The organism is Streptomyces similanensis (assembly GCF_039543625.1).
GTDB lineage: Bacteria > Actinomycetota > Actinomycetes > Streptomycetales > Streptomycetaceae > Streptomyces > Streptomyces similanensis.
In genome coordinates this window covers 38,989-64,004 of record NZ_BAABKC010000135.1, presented here as the reverse complement: position 1 = coordinate 64,004, position 25,016 = coordinate 38,989, and the positions used below count along the sequence as shown (strand labels likewise).

The 25,016-nt window shown below is 74.2% G+C and carries 23 protein-coding genes; 12 read left to right on the top strand and 11 right to left on the bottom strand.

Annotated features, from left to right (window positions below):
- Window positions 1–34: 34 nt before the first annotated feature.
- From ABEB07_RS36570 to ABEB07_RS36555, 4 genes are all read right to left on the bottom strand, one after another.
- A complete protein-coding gene (locus tag ABEB07_RS36570) occupies window positions 35–910 on the bottom strand; it encodes a universal stress protein (protein WP_345672365.1) in 876 nt (291 codons plus the stop codon).
- Between the two features lie 199 nt (window positions 911–1,109).
- Window positions 1,110–1,793, bottom strand: a complete 684-nt coding sequence (locus ABEB07_RS36565; RefSeq protein WP_345672364.1) for a CBS domain-containing protein — start codon at window positions 1,791–1,793, stop codon at window positions 1,110–1,112.
- Between the two features lie 102 nt (window positions 1,794–1,895).
- On the bottom strand, window positions 1,896–2,639 hold the full coding sequence (locus ABEB07_RS36560; protein WP_345672363.1) for an HdeD family acid-resistance protein: 744 nt from the start codon (window positions 2,637–2,639) through the stop codon (window positions 1,896–1,898).
- 88 nt (window positions 2,640–2,727) lie between these two features.
- Window positions 2,728–4,641: an alkyl/aryl-sulfatase gene (locus ABEB07_RS36555; protein WP_345672362.1), complete on the bottom strand. Its 1,914-nt coding sequence runs from the start codon at window positions 4,639–4,641 to the stop codon at window positions 2,728–2,730.
- A 150-nt stretch (window positions 4,642–4,791) separates the two neighbouring features.
- Between ABEB07_RS36555 and ABEB07_RS36550 the strand changes: the two genes are divergently transcribed.
- Window positions 4,792–5,343 (top strand): hypothetical protein, encoded by a 552-nt coding sequence (locus ABEB07_RS36550; RefSeq protein WP_345672361.1) that lies wholly within the window; start codon window positions 4,792–4,794, stop codon window positions 5,341–5,343.
- 108 nt (window positions 5,344–5,451) lie between these two features.
- Window positions 5,452–5,679 carry a helix-turn-helix domain-containing protein gene (locus ABEB07_RS36545; RefSeq protein WP_164581881.1) on the top strand — a complete coding sequence of 76 codons (228 nt, stop codon included), beginning with the start codon at window positions 5,452–5,454 and terminating at the stop codon, window positions 5,677–5,679.
- A gap of 104 nt (window positions 5,680–5,783) precedes the next feature.
- On the opposite strand, the gene ABEB07_RS36540 is transcribed toward ABEB07_RS36545, so the two are convergent.
- The 3 genes from ABEB07_RS36540 to rfbB form a co-directional block, all read right to left on the bottom strand.
- Window positions 5,784–6,287: a MarR family transcriptional regulator gene (locus ABEB07_RS36540; protein WP_345672360.1), complete on the bottom strand. Its 504-nt coding sequence runs from the start codon at window positions 6,285–6,287 to the stop codon at window positions 5,784–5,786.
- On the bottom strand, window positions 6,284–6,802 hold the full coding sequence (locus tag ABEB07_RS36535; protein WP_345672359.1) for a MarR family winged helix-turn-helix transcriptional regulator: 519 nt from the start codon (window positions 6,800–6,802) through the stop codon (window positions 6,284–6,286). Before ABEB07_RS36535 ends, ABEB07_RS36540 begins: the two co-directional genes overlap by 4 nt.
- A gap of 121 nt (window positions 6,803–6,923) precedes the next feature.
- Window positions 6,924–7,898 carry a dTDP-glucose 4,6-dehydratase gene (gene rfbB, locus ABEB07_RS36530; RefSeq protein ID WP_345672358.1) on the bottom strand — a complete coding sequence of 325 codons (975 nt, stop codon included), beginning with the start codon at window positions 7,896–7,898 and terminating at the stop codon, window positions 6,924–6,926.
- Window positions 7,899–8,090: 192 nt separating this feature from the next.
- On the opposite strand from rfbB, the gene ABEB07_RS36525 reads away from it, so the two are divergent.
- Entirely contained in the window at window positions 8,091–9,071 is a 981-nt protein-coding gene (locus ABEB07_RS36525; protein ID WP_345672357.1) for a carbohydrate kinase family protein, read from the top strand.
- 73 nt (window positions 9,072–9,144) lie between these two features.
- Here ABEB07_RS36525 and ABEB07_RS36520 read toward each other — a convergent pair whose 3' ends face one another.
- Window positions 9,145–10,059 carry a LysR family transcriptional regulator gene (locus ABEB07_RS36520; protein ID WP_164581909.1) on the bottom strand — a complete coding sequence of 305 codons (915 nt, stop codon included), beginning with the start codon at window positions 10,057–10,059 and terminating at the stop codon, window positions 9,145–9,147.
- Window positions 10,060–10,231: 172 nt separating this feature from the next.
- On the opposite strand from ABEB07_RS36520, the gene ABEB07_RS36515 reads away from it, so the two are divergent.
- Window positions 10,232–11,284: a YncE family protein gene (locus ABEB07_RS36515; RefSeq protein ID WP_345672356.1), complete on the top strand. Its 1,053-nt coding sequence runs from the start codon at window positions 10,232–10,234 to the stop codon at window positions 11,282–11,284.
- Between the two features lie 91 nt (window positions 11,285–11,375).
- Window positions 11,376–12,260 (top strand): NAD(P)H-binding protein, encoded by an 885-nt coding sequence (locus ABEB07_RS36510; protein WP_345672355.1) that lies wholly within the window; start codon window positions 11,376–11,378, stop codon window positions 12,258–12,260.
- Between the two features lie 51 nt (window positions 12,261–12,311).
- Here ABEB07_RS36510 and ABEB07_RS36505 read toward each other — a convergent pair whose 3' ends face one another.
- From ABEB07_RS36505 to ABEB07_RS36495, 3 genes are all read right to left on the bottom strand, one after another.
- Window positions 12,312–12,956, bottom strand: a complete 645-nt coding sequence (locus tag ABEB07_RS36505) for a dihydrofolate reductase family protein (RefSeq protein ID WP_345672404.1) — start codon at window positions 12,954–12,956, stop codon at window positions 12,312–12,314.
- A gap of 73 nt (window positions 12,957–13,029) precedes the next feature.
- Complete coding sequence (locus tag ABEB07_RS36500; RefSeq protein WP_345672354.1) at window positions 13,030–13,536, bottom strand: SRPBCC family protein; 507 nt, start codon at window positions 13,534–13,536, stop codon at window positions 13,030–13,032.
- Window positions 13,537–13,657: 121 nt separating this feature from the next.
- Window positions 13,658–14,077: a cytidine deaminase family protein gene (locus ABEB07_RS36495; RefSeq protein ID WP_164581920.1), complete on the bottom strand. Its 420-nt coding sequence runs from the start codon at window positions 14,075–14,077 to the stop codon at window positions 13,658–13,660.
- A gap of 215 nt (window positions 14,078–14,292) precedes the next feature.
- On the opposite strand from ABEB07_RS36495, the gene ABEB07_RS36490 reads away from it, so the two are divergent.
- The 7 genes from ABEB07_RS36490 (at window position 14,293) to ABEB07_RS36460 (ending at window position 24,954) form a co-directional block, all read left to right on the top strand.
- Window positions 14,293–16,101 carry a methylmalonyl-CoA mutase family protein gene (locus ABEB07_RS36490; RefSeq protein WP_345672353.1) on the top strand — a complete coding sequence of 603 codons (1,809 nt, stop codon included), beginning with the start codon at window positions 14,293–14,295 and terminating at the stop codon, window positions 16,099–16,101.
- A complete protein-coding gene (gene scpA, locus ABEB07_RS36485; protein WP_345672351.1) occupies window positions 16,101–18,275 on the top strand; it encodes a methylmalonyl-CoA mutase in 2,175 nt (724 codons plus the stop codon). Before ABEB07_RS36490 ends, scpA begins: the two co-directional genes overlap by 1 nt.
- Entirely contained in the window at window positions 18,272–19,276 is a 1,005-nt protein-coding gene (gene meaB, locus ABEB07_RS36480; RefSeq protein WP_164584728.1) for a methylmalonyl Co-A mutase-associated GTPase MeaB, read from the top strand. Before scpA ends, meaB begins: the two co-directional genes overlap by 4 nt.
- Before the next feature lie 59 nt (window positions 19,277–19,335).
- On the top strand, window positions 19,336–20,196 hold the full coding sequence (locus ABEB07_RS36475) for an ABC transporter ATP-binding protein (RefSeq protein ID WP_345672349.1): 861 nt from the start codon (window positions 19,336–19,338) through the stop codon (window positions 20,194–20,196).
- The gene (locus tag ABEB07_RS36470; RefSeq protein WP_345672348.1) at window positions 20,193–21,203 is read left to right on the top strand and encodes an iron-siderophore ABC transporter substrate-binding protein; all 1,011 of its coding nucleotides are present in this window, start codon (window positions 20,193–20,195) and stop codon (window positions 21,201–21,203) included. The genes ABEB07_RS36475 and ABEB07_RS36470 overlap by 4 nt, the downstream gene beginning before the upstream one ends.
- Window positions 21,204–21,207: 4 nt before the next feature.
- Window positions 21,208–23,274: an iron ABC transporter permease gene (locus ABEB07_RS36465; protein WP_345672347.1), complete on the top strand. Its 2,067-nt coding sequence runs from the start codon at window positions 21,208–21,210 to the stop codon at window positions 23,272–23,274.
- A 162-nt stretch (window positions 23,275–23,436) separates the two neighbouring features.
- On the top strand, window positions 23,437–24,954 hold the full coding sequence (locus ABEB07_RS36460) for an SDR family oxidoreductase (RefSeq protein WP_345672346.1): 1,518 nt from the start codon (window positions 23,437–23,439) through the stop codon (window positions 24,952–24,954).
- The last annotated feature ends 62 nt before the right edge of the window (window positions 24,955–25,016 follow it).

The following is a 25,016-nucleotide window of genomic DNA, read 5'->3' as shown; positions in this document are numbered from 1 at the left end:
CCCCACGCCCGGCGGTGCGCACCGGGGCGGTCCGTCAGGCCCGCTGCGGCACGACCGCCACCGGGCACCGCGCGTGGTGCAGCAACGCGTGCGCCGTACGGCCCAGTTGGAGCCCGAGCTGTCCCGTCCCGCGCCGCGCTCCGACGATCACCAGATCGGCGGCGGCCGAGCGGTCCACGAGCACCCGGTGCGCCGGCCCCTCCACGGTCGCCCGGCGCACCCGGACCGCCGGATGGTCGGCCGCCGCCGCGCTCAGCAGCTCCTCCAGAAGGGCGGCGGCCCGCTCCTCGTACCCGAGGGGCGGGTTCTCCGGCGGCGCCACCGCCCGCCCGGCCGTCGGCAGGGGGGTGCGCCAGGCCCGTACGACGTCGAGGACGCAGCCGCGCGTCTCCGCCTCCTGGAACGCGAACCGCACCGCCTCGGCGGCGCTGTCCGGACCGCCGGCGCCGAGCAGGATCCGCTCGTGCGCCCCGGTCACGCCCGGGCCGTCGCCGCGGACCACCAGCACCGGGCAGCGCGCCCGGGCCGCCACCGCCAGGCTCACCGAACCCAGCAGCAGCCCCTTCAGCCCCCCGCGCCCGCGCGAGCCGATGACCAGCGCGGAAGCGGTGTCGCCCGCGTCCACCAGGGCGGAGACCGCGTCCTCGGGGAGGATGTCCGTGCTCGCCTTCACCTCCGGGTCACGCCGCCGGGCCCGCTCCAGCGCGGAGGCGACCACGTGCTCGGCCATCACCTGCTCCGAGGGCCGGTCCGTGCCGCCGGTGGGCACCACACCCTCGTAGCGCTCCCAGAGGGACGCGTAGACCAGCCGCAGCGGCAGGTGCCGGCGGGCGGCCTCGTCCACCGCCCAGTCGACCGCCGTCAGACTCGGACCCGATCCGTCCACACCCACGATCAGGGGCGCCTCCATCGCGACCACCGCCTCGCCTCTCGCCCCAGCTGCCGCGTCGTGCGGCAGGTCCTTCTCCTGTCACCGTCGCACCCGGCGCGGCACCGGACGAGAACGGTTCGGCCCCTCCTCGGGGACGCCCGGCCCCCTCCCGTACCCGGGACGTCGGGCCCTCTTCCGCCGGCCCCGGGACGTACGGACCACTCCCCTGGTCCGGCCGTCAGCCGTCGGTCAGGTCCGGTTCCAGTACGGGGCGGCGGCGCGGGCCGGCGATCGTGGAGCGTACGTCCACGACGCCCTCCACCGAGCCGACCAGACGGACGGCGAGCGGCACCAGCGAGGTGTCGGCGACGTGGCCGCTGAGGGTGACCACCCCGTCGCGCACCTCCACGTCCACCGCGTCGAAGGGGACCGGGAAGCGGCCGGCGACGATCTCCCGCCGTACCTCCTCGGCGATGTCGTCGTCCCCGCGCAGGAACACCTTCAGCAGGTCGGAACGGCTCACGATGCCCTTGAGCAGCCCCTCGCCGTCGACGACGGGCAGCCGTTTGACGCCGTGCCGGGCCATGAGCCGGGCGGCGCGGGCCAAGGTGGCGTCGGCGCTCACGGTGACGGCGGGGACGGTCGCCAGGTCCCGGGCGGTCACCGCCCGCGCCTTGGCCGCGCCGTGCGGACGGTCCGGCCCGGCGGACGGGGCCGGGTCGGCGGCGCGGAACTCCTCCTTGCGCAGCAGATCGGCCTCGGAGACGACGCCGATCACCCGGCCGCGCTCGTCCAGCACCGGCATCGCGCTGACGCCCCACTCCCGCAGGGTGCGCACGATCTCCTTGAACGCCGCACCGCCGGCCAAGGCCACGACGGTGCCGGTCATCACGTCGCTCACGGTGTACTGGGAACCCTGCATGGCGTCGTCCTCGTGGCCTCGGGCGTCGGAACGTGCCCGTTGTCCCCGGCCGCCCCCGCCCTGGTGCGGGCGGGGGCGGCGCGGGACACCGGGCACGGGTGGTCAGTGCTGCGGGTGGGGGTGTGCGTGGAAGCGGGCCCCGCGCTGCTTGCCGGCGGCGCCCCGGGTGAGCCGGCCCGCCGCGATCCGCAGTTGCACGGCGTGCACGACCTCGACCGCGCCCAGCACGATGGCCATGACGCCGGTCACCAGGGTGAGCGCGGCGATCGAGCCGAACGGCGAGACGATCAGCACGATGCCGGCCAGCAGCGTCAGGATGCCCAGGAACAGCTGCCAGCCGCGCGCCGGCATCCCGGGCGACGAGCCCGCGGCGGCGGTCATCATGATGCCGCGCAGCAGCCAGCCGAAACCGAGCCACAGGGCGAGCAGCAGGATCGACTCCAGGGTGCCGCGGAAGCAGACGAGTCCCAGCAGCACGCAGAGCGCGCCGGTGATGAAGTGCAGCGCGCGCAGGTGTCCGGGGACATGGGCGCCGAAGGCCGAGGTCAGCTGGAAGACGCCGCTGACCAGCAGGAAGACGCCGAAGAGCACACCGACGACGCGCAGCGTCTCGCCCGGCCAGATCAGGACGATGACACCCAGGGCGATCGAGGCGAGGCCGATGGTGAACAGTGCCTGCCAGCCGAGGTTCGCCAGCGCGCCGAGGGTCTCGCCGCCGGGCGCGGTGTCCCGGGCCGGTGGCTCGGCGGCGCTCCGGTGCGGGGCCTGGGAGGCGCCTGGCTGCGCGGTCCGGGGCGGGGTCTCGTGCGGGGGGCTGTGGTCCGGGGAATCGGAGGGGAGTGTCATGGTCGTCCACCTCTCTCAGGGCGCGACACAGCAGGTTCAGGACATCTTCATCGTCACCCAGATGGCCGCGTCCCGCCCGGGGAGCACCTCAGGGGGTGACGATGGCGAAGTCGGGGTCGGGGGCGTCGAGGTGGCCGAGGAGTGCGGTCAGCCCGCCGAGGTCGCCGGTGACCCGGACGTTCTCCCGGGCGGCCAGGTCGGCCGGGTCCGTCGCGCCCAGCAGCAGCGCCCTGAGGTCGCTCTCGGGAAGGGCGATCGTGACGTCCGGGCCGGCGGCGGGGCCGTCGGCGCCGGTACCGGTGTCGGCGCCGTGGGTGAGGACGCCGTTGCGCAGCCGCAGGGTGGTCGCTCCGCCGCCGGTGATCTCGAAGCGGACGGCGATGTCCGCGTCCCAGCCGCGCGGGCCGTCCACCCGGATGGCCAGGGAGTCGAACAGCTGGTCGAGGGTCAGGGCGGCCAGCAGATCGGGTGAGGTGGTGGCGGTGGGCGTGCCGACGGAGCCGTGGCGCAGTTCATGGGCGCCGGTGAGGAAGAAGTTGCGCCAGGTGCCGTTCTCGCTGCCGTATCCCAGCTGCTCCAGGGCGTCGGCCTGGAGCCGCCGGGCCTCGGCGTGGTCCGGGTCGGCGAACAGCACGTGCTGCACCACCTGCGCCACCCAGCGGAAGTCGCCGTCGGCGAAGGACCGGCGGGCGCGGCGCACCACCTCGTCGGCGCCGCCCATGAACTCCACGTACCGCCGGGCGGCCTCGACGGGGGGATGCTCCCACAGGTGGGCCGGGTTGCCGTCGAACCAGCCGAGGTAGCGCTGGTAGACGGCCTTGGTGTTGTGGCTGACCGAGCCGTAGTAGCCGTGGGTGTGCCAGGCCCGCTCCAGCGCCGGGGGCAGCCGGATCTCCTCGGCGATCTCCAGCGCCGTCCTGCCCTGGTTGAGCAGGCGCAGGGTCTGGTCGTGGAGGTAGGCGTACAGGTCGCGCTGCCCGGTGAGGAAGGCGACGACCCGCTCGCGGCCCCAGACCGGCCAGTGGTGGGAGGCGAACGCGACGTCCGAGGAGGCGCCGTACAGGGCGACGGCCTCGGCCAGGTAGCGGGCCCACACGCGCGGGTCGCGGACCTGGGCGCCGCGCAGGGTCAGCAGGTTGTGCAGGTTGTGGGTGGCGTTCTCGGCCATGCACAGCGCCGCGCGGTCGGGGAAGTGGAGGTTCAGCTCGGCCGGCGCCTCGGTGCCGGGGGTGAGCTGGAAGACCATCCGGATGCCGTCGACGGTCTCCGACTGCCCGGTGCGGGTGATGTCCGCGGTCGGCGGGATCAGACCGACCGAGCCGGTCGCGGTCGTCTGTCCGAGACCGGCCCCGATCTGCCCCCGCTCGCCCTTCGGCAGCGCGGCGCCGTACATGTAGGCGGCGCGGCGGTTCATGGCGGTGCCGGCGTAGACGTTCTCGCTGACGGCGTGCTCCAGGAAGCCGTGCGGGGCCAGCACGGGCGCCCCGCGGGCCACGTCCTCGTCGCCGAGGACGCCCCGGACCCCGCCGAAGTGGTCGGCGTGGCTGTGGGTGTACAGCACGCCGGTGACCGGGCGCTCGCCCCGGTGGGCGCGGTACAGGGCGAGCCCGGCCGCCGCGGTCTCGGCGCACAGCAGCGGATCGATGACGAAGACGCCCCGCTCGCCCTCCACGAGGGTCATGTTCGACAGGTCGAAGCCGCGTACCTGGTAGATGCCCTCGGTCACCTCGAACAGCCCGTGCTCGGAGCAGAGCCGGCTCTGCCGCCACAGGCTCGGGTTGGCGGTGTCGGGACAGTCCTGGTCGAGGAAGCCGTAGGCATCCAGGTCCCACACCACCCGCCCGTCCTCGGCGCGGATCAGGCTCTCCGGCGCCGTGCCCATGAAGCCGCGGCGGGCGTCGTCCAGGTCCTGGGTGTCGTCGAAGGCGAAGCGCCGCCGTACCTCCGCGTTGGCCGCCACGACGCCCGGCTCGGCGGGCTTGGCTCCGGAGTCCTGAAGCATGCCGATCTCCTCGGGGGCGACGGGCGGCCGGCGGGAAGCCCCCGCCGCGACCAGTGCCACCCTCGTACGGACCGGGCGCCGCGCACGAGCGGATGTCCGCCATTGGAGCGAACCGGCGTCGATGTCAGTGGCCGCCCCTACGATCACGCCATGTCTGATGCCTTCACCGTCCTGTGGACCCAAGACACCTGCCGTGCCCTGCGCAAGGAGGGCCGGGTGGGCGAGCGTCCGCCGGTCGCCTTCAGCGGTGTCCACACCTCGCTGCCCGCCTGGTCCGGCGCCCGGCCGGGCGACGAGGTGTTCGCGGTGCACGTCAACCGGTGCGTCGTGTACGTGGTGAGCCGGATGCGGGTGATCGATCTGGAGCGGGGCGACTGCTGCGGCGCCGCCCCGGACACGTGGCGGGACCCGGCCCACCCCGGGCACGGCGACTGGTGGATGCTCGGCGCCGACGGGTGCGGCGCCAAGGCGGTGCACGTGGACGCGACGCCCGTGCGCTTCGACATACCCGTCCCCGGTGATCTCCTGTCACGGCTCACCTGGCGCAACCGCCGTGGCGCGACGCGGGGTCTGAAGTACGTCCAGGACGGCCGTCTGGAGCGCTCGATCAGCCTCCAGGGCTTCTACCGCCTGACCCCCGAGTCGGCCGGGGAACTGGCCGAGTTCACGGCCGGGGCGGCCGCGCCCCGGGCGGCCGCGTGACGGCCGAACCCGCCCGACGGCGACGGGAGTCGGCCGGCCGGTGACTGGTGCGCCGTTCGGGGTAGACGACGAGGACACCCGGACGACGATCACCGAAAGGACCGAGTCGTGGACAAGGGCAAGCAGATCACCGGCACGGCCCGCGCGGAGCTGGCGCGGCAGATGAGGAAGCAGTACGAACAGGGCATGTCCATAAGGGCGATCGCGGAGGAGCACGGGCGGTCGTACGGCTTCGTGCACCGCGTGCTCACCGAGACGGAGGTGCCCCTGCGCGCCCGGGGCGGCAACCACCACCCCGACCAACGGCTCCAGGACGCCGGCCGTTCACGGCAGTGACGACGGCGTGTCCGGCGCGAGTGGCGGGGGCGGTCCGGGGGTTCGGCTCCCGGACCGCCCCCGTTGAACCGCCCGTCCGGTGGGAGCGCGTTCGACGTCCCGCGTCAGGCGGCCTGTCGGGCGGTCAGCGCCTCGAGTTCCGCGTCGGCGCGCTCGGTGACGGTGGCGAGGACGCGGCCGGCGGCGGCCAGGTCGGCGGTGGGGATCCCGGCCCAGACGCGGGCGCTGAGGGGGGCGGTCGCCGCGGCGACGGCACCGACGCGTTCACGTCCCGCCCCGGTGGGACGCAGGTGCGGGCCGTCCACGGCGAGCAGTGCGCCGGCCACCAGTGCGTCCAGGGTGGCGCGGATGTCGGCCGGGTCGGCCTTCAGGGCGCCGCGCACCTGGGCGACGAGATCGTCCGGCGACTGCGGCGCGTCGGCGGTGACGGCGGCACGCAGGGCGATGTGCTGCTGGAAGGTGAGACCGTGCCCGGCCAGGACGTGCTCCAGGACGCCGCGGGCGGCGTAGTGGGCCAGCGCGAGAGCGCGGGCGTCGGCGAGGGGTGCGGTGGCGGCGCCGGAAGCGGCTGCGGCCGGTGCGGTGCCGGTGTTCTCCGTGGTGGTCATGGTGTCCCCTTGGTCCTCTCGGCGTTCGATACGTTCGACGCGTTCGACGCGTTCGGCACGGGCGGAGCGAGTGGTGTGTCGAGCAGGGTCGTCAGGTCCTCGGTGAACGCGCGGGCCCGCGGGGCGCCAAGACCGCCGAGCGGTTCCAGCAACTGCTGGAGCAGCCCTTGGACCACCGCGATCGCCTGCCGGGTGACGGCTTGTCCCTGCTCGGTGAGGGCGAGTTGCACGGCGCGCGGGTCGCGAGGATCGCGGGTGCGCTCGATCAGCCCGGCCGACTCCAGGGTGCGCGCCAGCTTCGAGACGTACAGCGCCTCAAGGCCGGTGTGGTCGGCCAGCCGGCGCTGACTGGGCCGCTCGCCGGCGCGCGACATGCCGTACAGCGACGCGACCAGCGAGTACTGCGCGTGCGTGAGGCCGAGGGGAGCCACCGCACGGTCGACCGCGACCCGCCACTTGTTGGCGAGCCGCCACACCAGGAAGCCGGGCGTGGGGCCCGTTGAACCCTTGGTCATGAGAAATACCGTACATGGCTACTGTAGCCATGGCTATTATCTGAGCTGCTACAGACTTCGCCTCCTGCTCAGCCGGTTCAAGGCCACCTCAAGACCACCTCAGGACCGGCTCAGGACCGGTTCATGGGGTGAGCAGCGGTTCCCACCACGACCGGTGGGCCCGGTACCAGTCCGCCGTGGCGGTCAGCGCCGGGGCGAAGTCGGTGAGGGGGCGGTAGCCCAGTTCGGCGGTGATCTTGCCGTCGTCGACCGCGTAGCGGCGGTCGTGGCCCTTGCGGTCGGTGACGTGCTCGATCCGGTCCCGGCCCGCTCCGCACCAGGCCAGCAGGCGGTCGGCCAGTTCCAGATTGGTCAGCGCGGTGCCGCCGCCGACGTTGTAGACCTCGCCCGGCCGGCCCGCCGTGCGCACCAGTTCCACCGCGCGGACGTGGTCGTCCACGTGCAGCCAGTCCCGCACCTGCCGGCCGTCGCCGTACATCGGCAGCCGGCCCCCGGTCAGCAGGGTCGCCACGAACCGCGGGATCACCTTCTCCGGATGCTGGTAGGGCCCGAAGTTGTTGGTGCAGCGGGTCACCCGGACGTCCAGGCCGTGGGTGCGGTGGTGGGCGAGCGCGATCAGGTCGGCCGCGGCCTTCGAGGCGGCGTACGGCGAGCTGGGCCGCAGCGGGTCCGCCTCGCGCGCGGCGCCCTCGGGGATCGAGCCGTACACCTCGTCGGTGGAGATCTGCACGAAGGCGCGCACCCCGTGCCGCAGCGCCGCGTCCAGCAGCACCTGGGTGCCGACGACGTTGGTGAGGGTGAACCCGGAGCCGTCCTCGATGGAGCGGTCCACGTGCGACTCGGCGGCGAAGTGCACGATCTCGTCGTGTGCGGCCGCCAGGCGCCGCACGGTCGGCGCGTCGCACACGTCGCCGTGCACGAACGTCAGCGCGGGGTGGGCGCGCACCGGTTCGAGGCGGGTGAGGCTGCCGGCGTAGGTGAGCTTGTCCAGCACGGTGACCGTGACGCCGGGCGGACCGGATGGGCCGAGCAGGGTGCGGATGTACGCGGAACCGATGAAGCCGGCTCCGCCGGTGACGAGGATGCGGGTGGTCATGGGCTCGGGTGTGCCTCGCTGCGGTCGGGTGCGCCTCGCTCGGGTCGGTGCGCGGTGCGTGGAGTCACGGTTCTACCACTCCCGCCGCGCCCGCACGGGCGTGCTGAAAGTTGCAGCAAGTCCTTGCAGCGACCGGGACTTGGTGTTTGACTCGCTGCCTGCCTCGCCCACCGCCCCCCGAGGAGTGCGCACATGACCTCGCCCGAGCCGCCCGACGGCGCCCCGCGTGCCGGAGACCGCCGTACGAGCGACCACGACGTCCTCGTGGTCGGCGGCGTGGGGGTGGACACCATCGTGCGCGTGCCCGAACTGCGGCTGCCGCCCGGCGACTCGGTGTTCGTGGAGCCGCTGCGGGACTACGTGGGCCACACCGGCAACGGGGTGGCGCTGGGCTGCCACGCGCTGGGCCTGCGGACCAAGTTCCTCGACTTCCTCGGCGACGACCCGCAGGGCCGTATGGTGCTGGACCACTACGCCCGCCACGGCCTCGACTTCAGCCACCGCGTCTCCCCGCACGGCACCCCGCGCTCGGCCAACCTGGTGGACGCCGAGGGCCGCCGCTTCTCCTTCTTCGACGGCCGGCACCCCGCCGCCCTGCGGTTGCCCCGCGACTTCTACCTGCCGTTCCTGGAGCGCGCCGCCCATGTCCACCTCTCCATCGTCGGCCACAACCGGGACATGTACGAGGACGTCCACCGCCTCGGCGTGACCAGTTCGACCGACCTGCACGACTGGGACGGCCGCGACCCGCACCACCGTGCCTACGCCCTCGCCTCCGACTACGTCTTCCTCAGCGCGGCGGCGATCCACGACCGGCTGGAGCCGGTGCTGCGCTCGGTCCTCGACCGGGGCCGGGCCCGGGCGGTGGTCGCCACCGACGGCGCCGAGGGCTGCCATCTGCTGGTGCGCGGCGAGGACCGGGTACGGCACTTCCCGGCGGTGCGCCCCGAACGGCCGGTGGTGGACACCAACGGCGCGGGCGACGCGTTCGTCACCGGTTTCCTGCACGCCCTGTTCGAGGGGCGGGGGTGGGAGGAGTGCGTGCTGGCCGGGTCGGTGGCCGGGGCGTTCGCCTGCGGCGGCGTCGGCACCCACACCGAGTTCATCGACCTGCCCGGGCTGCGCGCGGCCGTCGACCGGGCGAGGGCGGACGCCTGGGCGGCGCGGGATTGAGCACGGCGAGCGGTCGTCCCGTACGGCTCCGTGCCGCACGGTGAGCAGTCGTCCCGTACGACGTCGTGCTGCTTCACGGTGAGCCGCCGCCCGCCGTCCCCGACAGGGCCCGTGCCGACGCGGCCAGGTGGTCGCGGAACCAGCGGTGGCCCGGGTCGGCGTCGTTGCGCGGGTGCCAGGCCATGCCGAACTCCAGCGGGGCCAGGTCCAGGGGGATGGGGAAGGTGCGCAGCCCCAGCGCGGCGACGGTCCCCGGGAGCCAGTCGGCCAGGGTGAGCGCGACCAGGTCGGTGTCCCTGGCCAGCAGCATCGCGCCGGTGTGACTGGGGACGACGACCGCGACCCGGCGCCGCAGCCCGCGTTCGGCCAGCGCGGTGTCGATGGGCCCGAACCGCTTGCCCAGCCGGGAGATGCCGATGTGTCCGGCCGCGGCGAACCGGCGGGCGTCGATCCGCCGGCCGAAGAGGGGATGGCCGGCCCGGGCCACGCCGACCAGGTGGGCGCGGGCGACGTGCCGGGTGCGGATCTCCGGGTCCAGGTGCCCCAGGACGCCGAGTTCGACGTCGACCGCGCCCTGCCGCAGCGCGGGCCCGCCCTCCACCGCCTCCGGCAGGAACACCACGTCCACGTGCGGGGCTTCGGCCTGGACCCGCTCCGTCAGGGTGCCGGCCAGGCCCGCCAGGAGCAGTTCGGTGGTCTGCACGGTGAAGGCGCGCTGGAGGTGCACGGCCTCGAAGCCCGCCCCGGGGCGCAGGACGTCGTCGCAGCCGCGCAGCAACGCGCGTACCTCGTCGCGCAGTTCGAGGGCGCGCGGGGTGGGGACCAGGCCCTGGCCGGCGCGGACCAGCAGCGGATCGCCCACCGCGCGGCGCAGCCGGGCCAGGGTACGGCTGACCGCCGCGGGGGACGTGCCGAGCCGCTCGGCGGCGCGGGTCACGCTGTTCTCCTGGAGCAGCGCGTCCAGAGCGCGCAGCAGATTGAGGTCCATCGCCACTCCTGGTCCACCTCTCCTCATGGCACTGAGCTGTACTTTTGCGTATGAGTCAACTATCGGGTGCCGATTCTTGCATTGTCGCGGAATTCTCTCGTGCCCACAGTGGAGGTGTTCGCCAAGACAGCGGGTGTCCGCGAGGACGCCCCCACGTGTGCGAGGGACTCCCATGCAGAAATCCGCGCGTTCCGGCCGGGAAGGCGACGTACTGGCCGTCGTCGACCAGAGCGGTCCGACCGTCTCCTTCTACGACGCCGCCGACGACCGGCGCCTCGGTTCGCTCGACGTCCTGGCCGAGCCGCACGAGTTGTGCTTCGACCCGGTGCGGCGGCTGCTGTGGTGCACCGTGACGTACCGCTCGGGCTTCTACCACGCCCACGGCGGCCGGCGCACCGAGCTGGTCGTCATCGACCCCGACGCCCGCCGGGTCGTGGAGGTGGTCGACCTCGCCCCGGAACACGCGCCGCACGGACTGGCGCTGGACGCGCGGCGCGGCCGCCTCTACGTCACCGTGGAGGCGTCGGCCGACCGGCCCGGCGGCGTCGTCGTGATCGACGCGGAGACGCGCCGGCCGGTGGGCCGCATCGACACCGGGGCGGCCGGTTCGCACTGGGTCGCCGTCGACGCGGCGGGCCGGACGGCGTACGTCGCCAACAAGGAGGCGCCGTTCGTCTCGGCGCTCGACCTCGAACGGGGCGCCGTCACCGCGCGGGTCGAGGTGCCCGGCAGCGAGGGCGTCGCCGTCTCGGCCGACGGGGCGTACGCCTTCGTCGCCGCGCCGTTCAGCGGCTCGTTCGCCGGCCGTGACGACGGGCCCGCTCCCGGGGTCAGGGTCGTCGACACCCGGACGGCGTCCGTCGTCGCCACCCTGCCCACCGAGCACCGCGCGGTGCCGCTGCACCTGACCTCCACCGGCGAACTGCTGGTCGGCGAGGTGCGCACGGAGGACGGTCCGGCGGGCGGCGAGGTGCGGATGGCGCCGGGTCGGCTGACGGTGTTCGACGCCGACACCCGCGAGCGGCTCGGCGGGGTGGAGGTGGGGCGCTGCCCGCTGACCATCACCTCGTCACCGGACGGCCGGCTCGCCTACGTGGCCGGCTACGCCTCCTCCACCGTGCACGTCGTGGACCTGGCCACGCTGCGCAGCCTGGCCAGGATCGACGTCGCCGCGTCCGGCGCCTCCGGCGCCCACGGCCTGGCGTACCTCCCGCGCGCCGCCTGACAACCGCCCTGCCCCCGCGCGTGTCCCGCGGGCACGACACCCACCTGACCGCACGACAGTTCATCCGCACCGTCGAGACGGAGCAGTACTCATGATCGTCATCACCGCACCCACCAGCACCATCGGCCGCCGGCTCGTCGCCGGCCTGCTCGACCGGGGCGCGCCGCTGCGCCTCGTCGTCCGCGATCCCTCGCGTCTGGAGGAGGGAGTCCGCGAACGGGTCGAGATCGTCCAGGGCTCGCACGGCGACGCCGCCGTCGTCGACCGGGCGTGCGCCGGGGCCGAGGCCGTCTTCTGGCTCGCGCCGGGCGACGGCGCCGCGCCGAGCGCGGAGGCCGCCTTCGTCGGCTTCAGCCGCCCCGCCTGCGCCGCGTTCGCCCGCCACGGCGTCCGGCGCGTCGTCGGCGTCTCCGCGCTCGGCCGCGGCACGCCGATGGCCGAGCACGCCGGACTGGTCACCGCCTCGCTGGCGATGGACGACCTGATCGCCTCCTCGGGCGTCGCCTACCGGGCGGTCGTCTGCCCGTCCTTCATGCACAACCTGCTCCGCCAGGCCCGTGCCATCAGGGAGCAGGGCGTGTTCTCCCTGATGGCCGACGCGGACCTGAAGGTTCCCACCGTCGCCACCCAGGACATCGCCGCCACCGCCGCGCGCCTGCTGCTGGACGACACCTGGACGGGCGCCGGCGAGGTCGCCTGTCTCGGCCCCGAGGACCTGTCGCCCACCGACATGGCGCGGATCGCCGGCGAGGTCCTCGGCACCGAGGTCGGCTACCGGCGGATCCCGGGCGCGGCCCTCAAGGAGCGCCTGACCGGCTTCGGGACGACCGAGGCGATGGCGCAGGCCACGGTGGACATGTTCGAGGCCAAGAACAAGGGCATGGACAACGCCGCCCCGCGCACCCCCGAGTCGGCCACCCCGACGACGTTCCGTCAGTGGTGCGCGGAGGTCCTCAGGCCGGCCGTGACGGGCTGAGCCCGGGGCGGTGGCGGGCGGCGCGGGTGATTCGGTGCGCGGAGCGGCGGGTCACTTGCGCCAGAACACGTGGTGCGTCACTCCGCTCGGGCTGGGCACGACGTCCAGGTGGAAGCGGTCGAGCAGTTCCTCGGGCGACTCCCACAGCCGCAGCCCGTCGCCGAGCTTGAGCGGCGAGACCGCCACGTGCAGGGTGTCGATCAGGTCGGCGTCGAGGAACTGCCGGATGGTGCTCACCCCGCCGCCGAGCCGTACGTCCTTGCCCCCGGCCGCCTCGCGGGCTTGGTCGAGGACCGCGGCCGGGTCGCCGCCGACGAAGTGGAAGGTGGTGTCGGAGAGCGTGAACGAGGGGCGTTCGTGGTGGGTCATGACGAACACCGGGGTGTGGAACGGCGGTTCGTCGCCCCACCAGCCGCGCCACTCGTCGTCCTGCCAGGGGCCGCGCTGCGGACCGAACTTGTTGCGGCCCATGATCTCGGCGCCGATGTTGTGCGAGAAGTCGCGGGTGAAGTAGTCGTCCAGGCCGCGGCTGCCGCCCGCATCGGTGCGGTTGGGCCAGCTCGCGGTGGCGCCGGCCCAGCCGAACAGCCGCTCGGGCCCGACAATCCCGAACGGAAGTTCGAGACTTTGGTCCTCGCCGGCGGCGACGCCGTCGCTGGAGACGTTGAAGTTCTGGACCTTCAGCAGTTGAGCCATGGTTCCTCCCATGTCGTCGACGACCATAGGACTCCCGGGGACCGGAGAACTCATCGCCGCGCGCGGGGGGAATTCAGCTGTGCGCCTTCTCCAGTTCCCGCTTCAGGTTCCGCAGGGTGATGTCGATGTTGCGGGTCTGGAACTGGGCGAAGGTCCTGCCCGAGGTGACGATCCGGTCGAAGGCGTGGGCCACGGCGTCGGGCCACCGTCGCCGGTCGTCGGTCCAGGTCTCCGTCACCCGGGTCCCGGCGCCCTCGGGCTCGAAGGCGTACTCCCAGGTGGCGATCGGCCCGGGCAGCCGCGGGCGCCGCAGTCCGATGGCGTGGACGCGGAAGGCGAACCGGCGGCCCGGATCGGCCGCGGTGACCGTGCACCGCGTCGTCCACCGGAACGCCCCGCGCTTGTTGCGGCCGACGAACGAGGCGCCGAGCGCGGCCGGGCCGGCCGGCGTGCCCTCGGCCGTCCCCAGGTTCTCCGGGCTCCAGCGGCCCATGTCACCGGGGCGGCTCACCGCCGCGTAGGCCGTCTCGGGCGAGACCTCGATGAAGACGCTGCGGGCCACGGTGAGGACACGGGACACGGTGGCTCCTTTCCCCGGGGGCGGACACGACGACTGCGGGCCAGTAACTTACTTGCGAGTAGTCATCTTGGCACGGCCACCCCGGGGGGAGCCACCCACGCACCCTCACGAACGGCGCGCTCTACCCGGCGTCGAGCTGGTGGTCGGCCCATACGTAGGTCGCGGGCAGCAGGTCGGCGACGGGCACCGACCGCAGGCCCTCCCCGTCGGCGACGATGATCCTCAGGCCGGGGAAGTAGTCGAGGAGGGCCTGCCGGCACCGGCCGCACGGCGGGACGACGCCCCGGTCGCGGTCGCCGACGGCGACGACCGTCTCCAGCTCGTAGATCCCCTGGGCGGCCGCCGCGCCGATGAGGACCAGCTCGGCGCAGGGGCCGCCGGTGAAGTGGTAGGCGTTCACCGCCGTGACGACCCGGCCGTCCCGGGCGCGGGCCGCGGCCGCCATGGTGTGGTGGTCGCCCCGGCAGCGGGTGCGGGCCACCTCGGCCGCGGCCGCCACGAGTTCGTGGTCGACGCCGTTCGTCCCCGTGCTCGTGCTCATCTCTTCCGCCTCCGTCGAATCCGCGCGCGGGCGGGACGCCCCCGGCCGCCTCCTGGGCGCGTCCGCGATCATCCCACCCGGCGGCGGACGGCCTCCGGCCAAGGCCGCCGCCGGGCGGGCCCGACGCGAAGAGGCGGAGGTCACAGAGACCGGGAGGGCAAGGTCACAGCCGTGCCCTCTCCTGCGGATTCGGCTCCGTGCCCTAGCATCCGAGCATGACGGTCCTGCCTGACGACGGGCTCGAACTGGCCGCCGAGTTCCCTGACGTGACCCATGAGCAGTGGCAGCGCCTCGTGGCGGGTGTCCTGCGCAAAGCGGGCAAGGACGTAGAGGGCGACGCGGCCGAGGAAGCCCTGTCCACCCAACTGGAGGACGGGCTGCGCACCCGCCCCCTCTACACCGCGCGCGACACCGCGCCCGAACCGGGTCTGCCCGGTTTCGCGCCCTTCGTCCGGGGCGGCCGGGCCGAGGGCAACACCGTGGGCGGCTGGGACGTCCGGCAACGGCACACGGTGGCCGACCGCGACACGGTGCTCGCGGACCTGGAGAACGGTGTCACCTCCCTCTGGCTGGTCGCCGGGGAGGGCGGCGTCCCGGTGCCGGAGCTCGGCGCGGTGCTGGACGGCGTCTACCTCGACCTGGCGCCCGTCGTCCTGGACGCGGGCGCGGACACCGGGCCCGCCGCACACGAGTTGCTGCGGCTGTACGAGGAGCGGGGCGTGGCCGCCGAGGCGGCGCGCGGCAACCTGGGTGCGGACCCGCTCGGCCACGAGGCCCGCACCGGACGGCCCGGCGACCTCGCCCCGGCCGCCGAGCTGGCCCGGCGGTGCGCCGCGGCGTACCCCGGGGTGCGGGCGCTGACCGTGGACGCGCTGCCGTACCACGAGGCCGGCGGTTCGGCCGCCCAGGAGCTGGGCGCCTCGCTGGCCACCGCGGTCGCGTATCTGCGCGAGCTGACGGAGGCCGGGCTGAGCGTCGAACAGGCATGCGCACAGCTGGAGTTCCGGTACGCGGCCAGCGCCGACCAGTTCCTGACGATCGCCAAGCTGCGGGCCGCGCGCCGGCTGTGGGCGAAGGTCGCCGAGGTGTGCGGCGCGCCGCGCGCGGGGGCGCAGCTCCAGCACGCGGTGACCTCGCCGGTGATGATGACGCGCCGCGACCCGTGGGTGAACATGCTGCGCACCACCGTGGCGACGCTGGCCGCCGGGGCGGGCGGCGCCGACGCGGTGACCGTGCTGCCCTTCGACCACGCGCTCGGCCTGCCGGACGCCTTCGCGCGCCGCATCGCCCGCAACACCTCCACCATCCTGGTCGAGGAGTCGCACCTGTCCCGGGTGATCGACCCGGCGGGCGGTTCCTGGTACGTGGAGCGGCTCACCGACGAACTGGCCCGGGCGGGCTGGGAGTTCTTCCGGTGGATCGAGCGGGCCGGCGGCCAGGCGGCCGCCCTGCGCTCGGGCGAGCTGGGGCGGGAGCTGGCCGAGACCTGGCGGGTGCGTTCCGAGCGGCTGGCCAAGCGGCGCGAACCCGTCACCGGCGTCAGCGAGTTCCCGTCTCTGGCGGAGAAGCCCGTGGTGCGCGAGAGCGCGCCCGAGGCGCGGTCCGGCGGGCTGCCGCGGGTGCGCCGCGACGAGGCGTACGAGGCGCTGCGCGCCCGTTCGGACGCCCGTCTGGCCGCGACGGGCGCCCGGCCGCGGGTCTTCCTGGTGCCGATCGGTCCGGCCGCCGCGCACACCGCGCGCCTCTCCTTCGCCGCCAACCTCTTCCAGGCGGGCGGCGTCGAGCCGGTCACCGAGGGCGCGTTCGAGGACAGCGGGGCCACCGAGGTGTGCCTGTGCTCCAGTGACGCGCTGTACGAGGAGCAGGCGGAGACCGTGGCCGCCGGGCTGCGGGCGGCCGGCGCCACACACGTGTTCCTCGCCGGGCGGCCCGGACAGTACACCGGTGTCGACTCCTACGTCTTCGCGGGCTGCGACGCCGTGGCCGTGCTCGGCGCCACCCTCGACCGTATGGAGGCGTCCTGATGGGAATCCCCGACTTCACCGGGATCGAGCTGGGCAGCCCGGCCGTCGAGGGCGACGCCGGGCGGTGGCGGGCGGCCGTCGCGAAGGCGGCCGGCGCCGAGGGCGCGGACTGGGAGACCCCGGAGGGCATCCCGGTCAAGCCGCTGTACACCGGGCGGGACCTGGAGGGCCTGGACTTCCTGGACACCCGGCCGGGCATGGCGCCGTACCTGCGCGGCCCGTACCCGACGATGTACGTCAACCAGCCCTGGACGATCCGCCAGTACGCGGGTTTCTCCACGGCCGAGGAGTCCAACGCCTTCTACCGGCGCAACCTCGCCGCCGGCCAGAAGGGTCTGTCGGTCGCCTTCGACCTGCCCACGCACCGCGGCTACGACAGCGACCACCCGCGGGTGACCGGTGACGTCGGCATGGCGGGCGTGGCGATCGACTCGATCTACGACATGCGGCAGCTGTTCGACGGCATCCCGCTGGACCGGATGACCGTGTCGATGACGATGAACGGCGCCGTGCTGCCGGTGCTGGCGCTGTACATCGTGGCGGCCGAGGAACAGGGCGTGCCGCCCGAGAAGCTGGCCGGGACCATCCAGAACGACATCCTCAAGGAGTTCATGGTCCGCAACACCTACATCTATCCGCCCAAGCCGTCGATGCGGATCATCTCCGACATCTTCGCCTTCACCTCCCAGCGGATGCCCCGCTACAACTCGATCTCCATCTCCGGGTACCACATCCAGGAGGCGGGGGCGACGGCCGATCTGGAGCTGGCGTACACGCTGGCCGACGGGGTGGAGTACATCCGGGCGGGCCGCGAGGCGGGCCTGGACGTGGACGCGTTCGCGCCCCGGCTGTCGTTCTTCTGGGCGATCGGCATGAACTTCTTCATGGAGGTCGCCAAGCTGCGCGCGGCCCGCCTGCTGTGGGCGAAGCTGGTGCGGCAGTTCGACCCGAAGAACGACAAGTCGCTGTCCTTGCGCACCCATTCGCAGACCTCCGGCTGGTCGCTGACCGCGCAGGACGTGTTCAACAACGTCACCCGCACGTGTGTGGAGGCGATGGCGGCGACCCAGGGGCACACCCAGTCGCTGCACACCAACGCCCTGGACGAGGCGCTGGCGCTGCCCACCGACTTCTCCGCGCGCATCGCCCGCAACACCCAGCTGCTGATCCAGCAGGAGTCCGGCACCACCCGGGTGATCGACCCGTGGGGCGGCAGCGCGTACGTGGAGAAGCTGACGTACGACCTGGCGCGCCGGGCCTGGCAGCACATCCAGGAGGTGGAGGCCGCCGGCGGCATGGCGCAGGCCATCGACGCGGGCATCCCCAAGCTGCGGGTGGAGGAGGCGGCGGCGCGCACCCAGGCGCGGATCGACTCCGGCCGCCAGCCGGTGATCGGCGTCAACAAGTACCGCGTGGACAGCGACGAGCAGATCGAGGTCCTCAAGGTCGACAACTCCTCGGTGCGCGCCCAGCAGATCGAGAAGCTGCGGCGGCTGCGCGCGGAGCGCGACGACGTCGCCTGCCGGGACGCGCTGGACGCGCTGACCCGGGCCGCCGCCGGCGAGGGCAACCTGCTGGAGCTGGCGGTGCGCGCGGCGCGCGCGAAGGCGACCGTGGGCGAGATCTCGGACGCCCTGGAGAAGGTGTACGGGCGGCACGCCGGCCAGATCCGTACGATCTCCGGCGTGTACCGCAACGAGACCGGTGAGTCCCCGTCCGTGGACCGCACCCGCACGCTGGTGTCCGCCTTCGAGGAGGCGGAGGGCCGCCGGCCGCGCATCCTGGTCGCCAAGATGGGCCAGGACGGCCACGACCGCGGCCAGAAGGTGATCGCCACCGCCTTCGCCGACCTCGGCTTCGACGTGGACGTCGGCCCGCTCTTCCAGACCCCGGCGGAGGTGGCCCGCCAGGCCGTCGAGGCGGACGTGCACATCGTGGGCGTCTCCTCGCTGGCCGCCGGCCACCTCACCCTGGTGCCGGCGCTGCGCGAGGCGCTGGCCGAGGAGGGCCGGGAGGACATCATGGTCGTGGTCGGCGGGGTGATCCCGCCGCAGGACGTGCCGGAGCTGCTCCAGATGGGCGCGGCGGCCGTCTTCCCGCCCGGCACGGTGATCCCGGACGCGGCGTACGACCTGGTGCGCCGGCTCGCCGACGAGCTGGGGCACGACCTTTGAGGCCCGGGGCGGTCGACGTCGACGCGTATGTGAAGGGTGTCCTCGACGGGAAGCGTGCCGTCATCGCGCGCGCCATCACGCTCGTCGAGTCCACCCGCCCCCAGCACCGGGCGCTGGCCCAGGAGTTGCTGACCGCGCTGCTGCCGCACGGCGGCCGGGCGCGGCGGATCGGGGTCAGCGGGGTGCCGGGGGTGGGCAAGTCGACGTTCATCGACGCGTTCGGCACCCTGCTGACCTCGCTGGGGCACCGGGTGGCGGTGCTCGCCGTCGACCCGTCCTCCAGCCGGACCGGCGGTTCGATCCTGGGCGACAAGACGCGGATGGAGCGGCTCGCGGTGGATCCGGCGGCGTTCGTGCGCCCGTCGCCCACCGCGGGCACGCTGGGCGGGGTGGCCAAGGCGACCCGCGAGTCGATCGTGGTGATGGAGGCGGCCGGCTACGACGTGATCCTGGTGGAGACGGTCGGCGTCGGCCAGTCGGAGACCGCGGTCGCGAACATGGTCGACTCCTTCCTGCTGCTCACCCTCGCCCGCACCGGCGACCAGTTGCAGGGCATCAAGAAGGGTGTGCTGGAGCTGGCCGACGTGATCGCGGTCAACAAGGCGGACGGCCCGCACGAGCGCGACGCCCGCGCGGCGGCGCGTGAACTGGCGGGCGCGCTGCGCCTGATGCACGGCAAGGACGCCTTCTGGACGCCGCCGGTGCTCAGTTGCAGCGCGCGGGAGTCGGCCGGTCTGGACACCGTGTGGGAGCGGCTGGAACAGCACCGCACCCTGCTGGACTCCACCGGACGGCTGGCCGCCAAGCGCCGTGACCAGCAGGTGGACTGGACGTGGGACATGGTCCGCGACGAGATCCTGGGCCGGCTGTACGCCGACCCGGCGGTGCGCGCGCTCGCGCCGAGCCTCGAACAGCGGGTGAGAGACGGTGAGTTGACGCCGACGCTGGCCGCCGGGCAGATCCTGGAGGCGCACGGGGACGACGCGGCCCGGACGGCCTGAGCCGGAGGCCCGGCAGGGGCGGCGACCAGGGGTATTTAGGTTAGGCTAACCTTGCCTCCGTGCAACCCGGTGAAGAGATACCCCTGCCCTCGGGCCCGCGCGGTCACGAGCTGTCCGCCACACGTGTGACCGTCGCCTACGACGGCGTCGACGTCGTCCACGACGCGGCCCTGACGCTGCGCCCCGGCGAGGTCACCGTACTGGTGGGCCCCAACGGCAGCGGCAAGTCGACACTCCTGCGCACCCTGGCCCGCCTCCAGAAGCCCCGGACCGCCGAACTCGTCCTGGACGGCGGAGCGGACGGCCTCGCCCTGACCCCGCGCGCGTTCTCCCGCCGGGTCGCCCTGCTCACCCAGGGCCGCCCCACACCCAGCGGACTGACCGTGCGGGACGTCGTGGAGTTCGGCCGCTACCCGCACCGCGGCCGCTGGGGCCGCACCGACCCCGGCGGCCGGGCCGCGGTCGAACGGGCGCTCGCCCTGACCGGCGTCGCCGAACTCGCCGACCGCGGCGCCGAACACCTCTCCGGCGGGCAACTGCAGCGCGTCTGGCTCGCCTCCTGCCTCGCCCAGGAGACCGGCGTCCTGCTCCTCGACGAGCCCACCACCTACCTGGACCTGCGCTACCAGGTCGAACTGCTCGACCTGGTGCGCGACCTGGCCGACGACGGCGGCATCGCCGTCGGCGCCGTCCTGCACGACCTGGACCAGGCCGCCGCCGTCGCCGACCGGATCGTGCTGCTGCGCACCGGCCGGGTCGTCGCGGCCGGACTGCCCGAGGAGGTGCTGACCCCCGAGCGGCTGACCGACGTCTACGGCATCCGCATCGAGGTCGGCACCGACCCCCTGACCGGCCGGCTGCGCACCCGCGCCCTCGGCCGCCACCACACACGCACCGAAAGGCTCGGCACCACCGCATGAGGCACCACCCCGTAAGACGCACGCTGCTGACCGCGACGGCCGCCACCGCCGCCGCGCTGGTCCTGGCCGCCTGCGGCACCACCGAGCCCGCCAAGGACAGCGACGGGTCCGCCGCGACGAAGGGCGCCGGGCCCGTCACCCTCACCGACGCCTCCGGTGCGAAGGTCAAGCTCGACGCCCCGGCCACCAGGGTCGTCGGCACCGAGTGGAACGTCGTGGAGAGCCTGGTCTCGCTCGGCGTCGACCCGGTCGGCGTCGCCGACGTCAAGGGCTACAAGAGCTGGGACAGCGCGGTCCCGCTCAAGAACTCCCCCAAGGACATCGGCACCCGCGGCGAGCCCAGCATGGACGCCATCGCCGCGCTCCGCCCCGACCTGATCGTCGCCACCACCGACCTGTCCGCCGCCGCGCTCAAGCAACTGCGCGAGGTCGCCCCGGTGCTGGAGGTGCGCTCCGCGAACGCAGCCGACCCCATCGGGCAGATGACCGGCAACCTGGACCTCATCGCCCGGGCCACCGGCACCGCGGACAAGGCGGCGGCGCTGGAGAAGGCGTTCGACGCCAAGCTCGCCGCCGGCCGCAAGGCGCTCGCCGACGCGAAGCTGGCCGGCGCCCGGTACGCGTTCGCCGACGGCTACGTCAACGCCAACCAGGTCTCCATCCGGCCGTACACCAGCGGTTCGCTCATCGGCGCCGTCAACGAGCGGCTCGGTCTGAAGAACGCCTGGACACTCAAGGGCGACAAGGACTACGGCCTCGCCACCACCGACATCGAGGGCCTGACCAAGCTCGGCGGCGACGTGCGGTTCGCCTACATCGCCAGCGACGACGACAAGACCAGCACGCCCTTCACCGGCGCCCTCGCCAAGGACGCGGTGTGGACCTCGCTGCCGTTCGTGAAGAAGGGCGAGGTGCACCGGCTGCCCGACGGCATCTGGATGTTCGGCGGCCCCGGGTCGATGAGCGCGTACGCCGACGCCGTCGTCGCGGCGCTGACGAAGAAGTAGCACCGTGACCGTCACCGCCTCCCCTCCCGCCACCCGCCCGGCCGCGGCGAGATCCCCCAGGGGGGCCGTCGCGGTGACGGTCGCGCTGGTCCTGCTGGTCGCCGTCCTCGCCCTCGTCGACATCACCCAGGGCACCGCCTCGGTGGGCGCCCCCGAAGTTTTCAGGGCGCTCACCGGCCGGGCCGCACCCGGCGACGCCTCCGTGGTCGTCGCCTCCCGGCTGCCGCGCATGACCGCCGGACTGCTCGTCGGCGTCGTCCTCGGCGCGGCGGGCGCCGCCCTACAGGCCGTCAGCCGCAACGTCCTCGCCTCGCCCGACACCCTCGCCGTCAACGCGGGCTCCTATCTGGCCCTCGGACTGGCCGCCGTCACCGGCGTCTCGCTGCCCCTGATCGCCTCCTCCGGCATCGCCTTCGCCGGCGGGCTCGCCGCGGCGGCCGTGGTCCTCGGGCTGTCCGGGCTCGGCGCGGGCACCGTCCGCCTCGTCCTGGCCGGCAGCGCCCTCACCCTCGGCCTGACCTCCGTCACCGAAGGACTGCTCCTGCTGTTCCCCCGGCAGACCGAGGGCCTCTACCAGTGGAACCAGGGCAGCATCGCCCAGAGCGGGTTCGGCGGCGTCCTCCAGATGGCGCCGATCGCCCTCGCCGGACTCGCCGGACTGCTCCTGGCCGCCCGCCGCGTGGACGCCCTCGCCCTCGGCGAGGACGCCGCCCGCGGGCTCGGCGTCCGGGTCGGGGCCACCCGGATCACCGTCGTGGTGTGCGCGTCGCTGCTCTCCACGGCCGCCGTCACCCTCGCCGGACCGATCGGCTTCGTCGGCCTGTGCGCCCCCGCGCTGGTGCGGCCCCTGGCCCGCCGGCTGCGCGGACTGACCCGGACGCGGCTCGGCGCGCCGGTCGCGGGCCTGACCGGAGCGGTGCTGGTGCTCGGCTCGGACGTGCTGCTGCGCGCCGTCGTCCCGGCCGACACCGCCGTCGCCGTCCCGACCGGCGTCGTCACCAGCCTGGTCGGCGCGGTGTTCCTGACCGTGATGGCGGCCCGGACGCGCGCCGCCGCCTCGGCGACCGCACCTGACCGGCTGCGCGTCCGCGGCCGGGCCGTCTTCCTGACCACCACCGCCGTCCTCGTGCTCGTCCTGGTCGGCGTCAGCGTCGCCGCCGTGCTGCTCGGCGACACCCATCTGCTGCTGGGCGACGTGCTGAACTGGACGCGGGGCCGGGCCGGGCGGACCGTCGCGTTCGTGCTCGACACGCGCGTGCCGCGGGTCCTCGCGGCGCTGCTGGCCGGCGGGGCGCTCGCGCTGGCCGGCACGCTCGTGCAGGCCGTGACCCGCAACCCGCTGGCCGAGCCGGCCACCCTCGGCGTCTCCGGCGGGGCCGCGCTGGGCGCGGTGACCCTGGTGACGACGGTCCCCCTGGCCGGCTCGTGGAGCCTGGCCGGCGCCGCCTTCGCCGGGGCGGCGGCCAGTTCCGTCGTCGTCTTCGGGCTCGCCGCCCGCGGCGGGTTCCGGCAGGAGCGGCTGGTCCTGGTCGGGTTCGGCGTCGCCACCGCGACCAGCGCCCTGATCGCCCTGCTGGTGATCCTCACCGACCCGTTCAACGCGACGAAGGCGCTGACCTGGCTGTCCGGCTCCACCTACGGCCGTACGCTGCCCGACGTCGCGCCGCTCGGCGCGGTGCTGGCCGTGGGCCTGGCCGTCACGGTCGCCCGCCGCGCCGCACTCGACCTGGTGTCGCTGGACGAGGACACCCCGAGGCTGCTGGGGCTCGACACGGGGCGCGGCCGGCTCGGCTTCCTGGCGCTGAGCGTCCTGCTGAGCGCCACCGCCGTGGCCGCCGCGGGCACCATCGGCTTCGTCGGCCTGGTCGCGCCGCACGCGGCCCGGGCCCTGGTGGGCCGCCGGCACGCGCGGGTGGTGCCGGTCGCGGTGCTGCTCGGCGCCGTCCTGGTGTGCGCGGCGGACCTGGTGGGCCGTACCGTCATCGCGCCGGCCCAGCTCGGCGCCGGTCTGATGACCGCGGTGATCGGAACGCCGTACTTCCTGTACCTGCTCATCCGCAGCAGGCGGTAGGGCTTCTCGTCTGGATCAGGCCGGGCCCGGCGTTAGCCCGATCGGGTGACGTAGCGCGTCCGCCGGGCCGTCGTCCCGTTGAGCGGGTACGTGGACAGTCCGCGCCGGTGTTCGAACCGGGCGCGGGACACGGCGTCGGACCGACCGGTGGGAGACACGCGCGTGAGCACGGACGGACAGCCCGAACCGGAATCCCTGCACTGCCTGGTCACCGGGGCCTCCGGGTACATCGGGGGCCGCCTGGTGCCCGAACTGCTGGCGGCCGGCCACCGGGTGCGGTGCCTGGCCCGCTCCCCCGGCAAGCTGCGCGACCAGCCCTGGGCGCCGGACGTGGAGACCGTCGCCGCCGACGTCACGGACGCGGACTCCGTCGCCGGGGCGATGCGCGGCATCGACGTGGCGTATTACCTGGTGCACGCGCTGGGCACCGGCTCCTCGTTCGAGGACACCGACCGCCGCGCGGCCCGGATCTTCGCCGAGCGGGCGCACGCCGCCGGGGTGCGCCGGATCGTGTACCTGGGCGGCCTGACCCCGCGCTCCGTCCCGGAACGGGAGCTCTCCCCGCACCTGCGCTCCCGCGCCGAGGTCGGGCGGATCTTCGTGGACGCGCCCGTGCCGGCCACCGTGCTGCGGGCGGCGATCGTCATCGGCTCCGGTTCGGCCTCCTTCGAGATGCTGCGCTACCTCACCGAACGGCTGCCGATCATGGTCACCCCGAGCTGGGTGCGCACCCGCATCCAGCCCATCGGCATCCGCGACGTGCTGCGCTACCTCGTCGGCTCCGCCACCATGCCCGCGGACGTCGACCGGACCTTCGACATCGGCGGCCCGGACGTGCTCACCTACCGCGAGATGATGGCCCGCTACGCCGCCGTGGCGGGCCTGCCGCGCCGGATCATCGTGCCGGTGCCCGTCCTCACCCCCGGACTCTCCAGCCACTGGGTCGGCCTGGTCACCCCGGTGCCCGCCGCCATCGCCCGGCCGCTGACCGAGTCGCTGCGCCACGAGGTGGTCTGCCGCGAGCACGACATCGCCCGCTACGTCCCCGACCTGCCGGGCCGGCCGCTGCCGTTCGACGACGCGCTCGCCCTGGCCCTGCGCAAGGTGCGCGAGGCGCAGGTCGCCACCCGCTGGTCGTCCGCCGCCGTGCCCGGGGCGCCCAGCGATCCGCTGCCCACCGACCCCGACTGGGCCGGCGGCAGCCTCTACGAGGACGAGCGGACGGCCTCCGTCGACGCCTCCCGGGAGTCCCTGTGGAAGGTGATCGAGGGCATCGGCGGCGACCACGGCTGGTACTCGTTCCCGCTGGCCTGGGCGGTGCGCGGCTGGCTGGACCGGTTCGTCGGCGGGGTCGGGCTGCGCCGCGGCCGGCGCGACGCCGAGCGGCTGCGGGTCGGCGACTCGCTGGACTTCTGGCGGGTGGAGGAGATCGAGCCCGGCCGGCTGCTGCGGCTGCGCGCCGAGATGCGGCTGCCCGGGCTCGCCTGGCTGGAGATGTTCGCCGAGACGGACGCGCGGGGCCGCACCCGCTACCGGCAGCGCGCCCTGTTCCACCCGCGCGGCCTGCTGGGCCACGCCTACTGGTGGTCCGTCGCCCCGTTCCACTCCGTCGTCTTCGGCGGGATGGCCCGCAACATCACCCAGGCGGCCGCCAAGGGCATGTCCGCCCACCGCAAGTGAACCGGTTTCCCTCACCGCCACCCCCCCACCGTTCTCCGCCGACCGCGCACCGGAAGTGACGC

Bases quoted from the DNA above. Each gene is read 5' to 3' on its own strand.
- ABEB07_RS36550 (WP_345672361.1), top strand. From the start codon at position 4,792: ATGTCTGATGCCTTCACCGTCCTGTGGACCCAAGACACCTGCCGTGCC.
- rfbB (WP_345672358.1), bottom strand. From the start codon at position 7,898: ATGACCACCCGCATCCTCGTCACCGGCGGAGCCGGCTTCATCGGTTCC.
- scpA (WP_345672351.1), top strand. From the start codon at position 16,101: ATGGGAATCCCCGACTTCACCGGGATCGAGCTGGGCAGCCCGGCCGTC.
- ABEB07_RS36490 (WP_345672353.1), top strand. From the start codon at position 14,293: ATGACGGTCCTGCCTGACGACGGGCTCGAACTGGCCGCCGAGTTCCCT.
- ABEB07_RS36510 (WP_345672355.1), top strand. From the start codon at position 11,376: ATGATCGTCATCACCGCACCCACCAGCACCATCGGCCGCCGGCTCGTC.
- ABEB07_RS36560 (WP_345672363.1), bottom strand. From the start codon at position 2,639: ATGACACTCCCCTCCGATTCCCCGGACCACAGCCCCCCGCACGAGACC.
- ABEB07_RS36570 (WP_345672365.1), bottom strand. From the start codon at position 910: ATGGAGGCGCCCCTGATCGTGGGTGTGGACGGATCGGGTCCGAGTCTG.
- ABEB07_RS36520 (WP_164581909.1), bottom strand. From the start codon at position 10,059: ATGGACCTCAATCTGCTGCGCGCTCTGGACGCGCTGCTCCAGGAGAAC.
- ABEB07_RS36525 (WP_345672357.1), top strand. From the start codon at position 8,091: ATGACCTCGCCCGAGCCGCCCGACGGCGCCCCGCGTGCCGGAGACCGC.
- ABEB07_RS36565 (WP_345672364.1), bottom strand. From the start codon at position 1,793: ATGCAGGGTTCCCAGTACACCGTGAGCGACGTGATGACCGGCACCGTC.
- ABEB07_RS36555 (WP_345672362.1), bottom strand. From the start codon at position 4,641: ATGCTTCAGGACTCCGGAGCCAAGCCCGCCGAGCCGGGCGTCGTGGCG.
- ABEB07_RS36515 (WP_345672356.1), top strand. From the start codon at position 10,232: ATGCAGAAATCCGCGCGTTCCGGCCGGGAAGGCGACGTACTGGCCGTC.
- ABEB07_RS36470 (WP_345672348.1), top strand. From the start codon at position 20,193: ATGAGGCACCACCCCGTAAGACGCACGCTGCTGACCGCGACGGCCGCC.
- ABEB07_RS36495 (WP_164581920.1), bottom strand. From the start codon at position 14,077: ATGAGCACGAGCACGGGGACGAACGGCGTCGACCACGAACTCGTGGCG.
- ABEB07_RS36540 (WP_345672360.1), bottom strand. From the start codon at position 6,287: ATGACCACCACGGAGAACACCGGCACCGCACCGGCCGCAGCCGCTTCC.
- ABEB07_RS36535 (WP_345672359.1), bottom strand. From the start codon at position 6,802: ATGACCAAGGGTTCAACGGGCCCCACGCCCGGCTTCCTGGTGTGGCGG.
- ABEB07_RS36505 (WP_345672404.1), bottom strand. From the start codon at position 12,956: ATGGCTCAACTGCTGAAGGTCCAGAACTTCAACGTCTCCAGCGACGGC.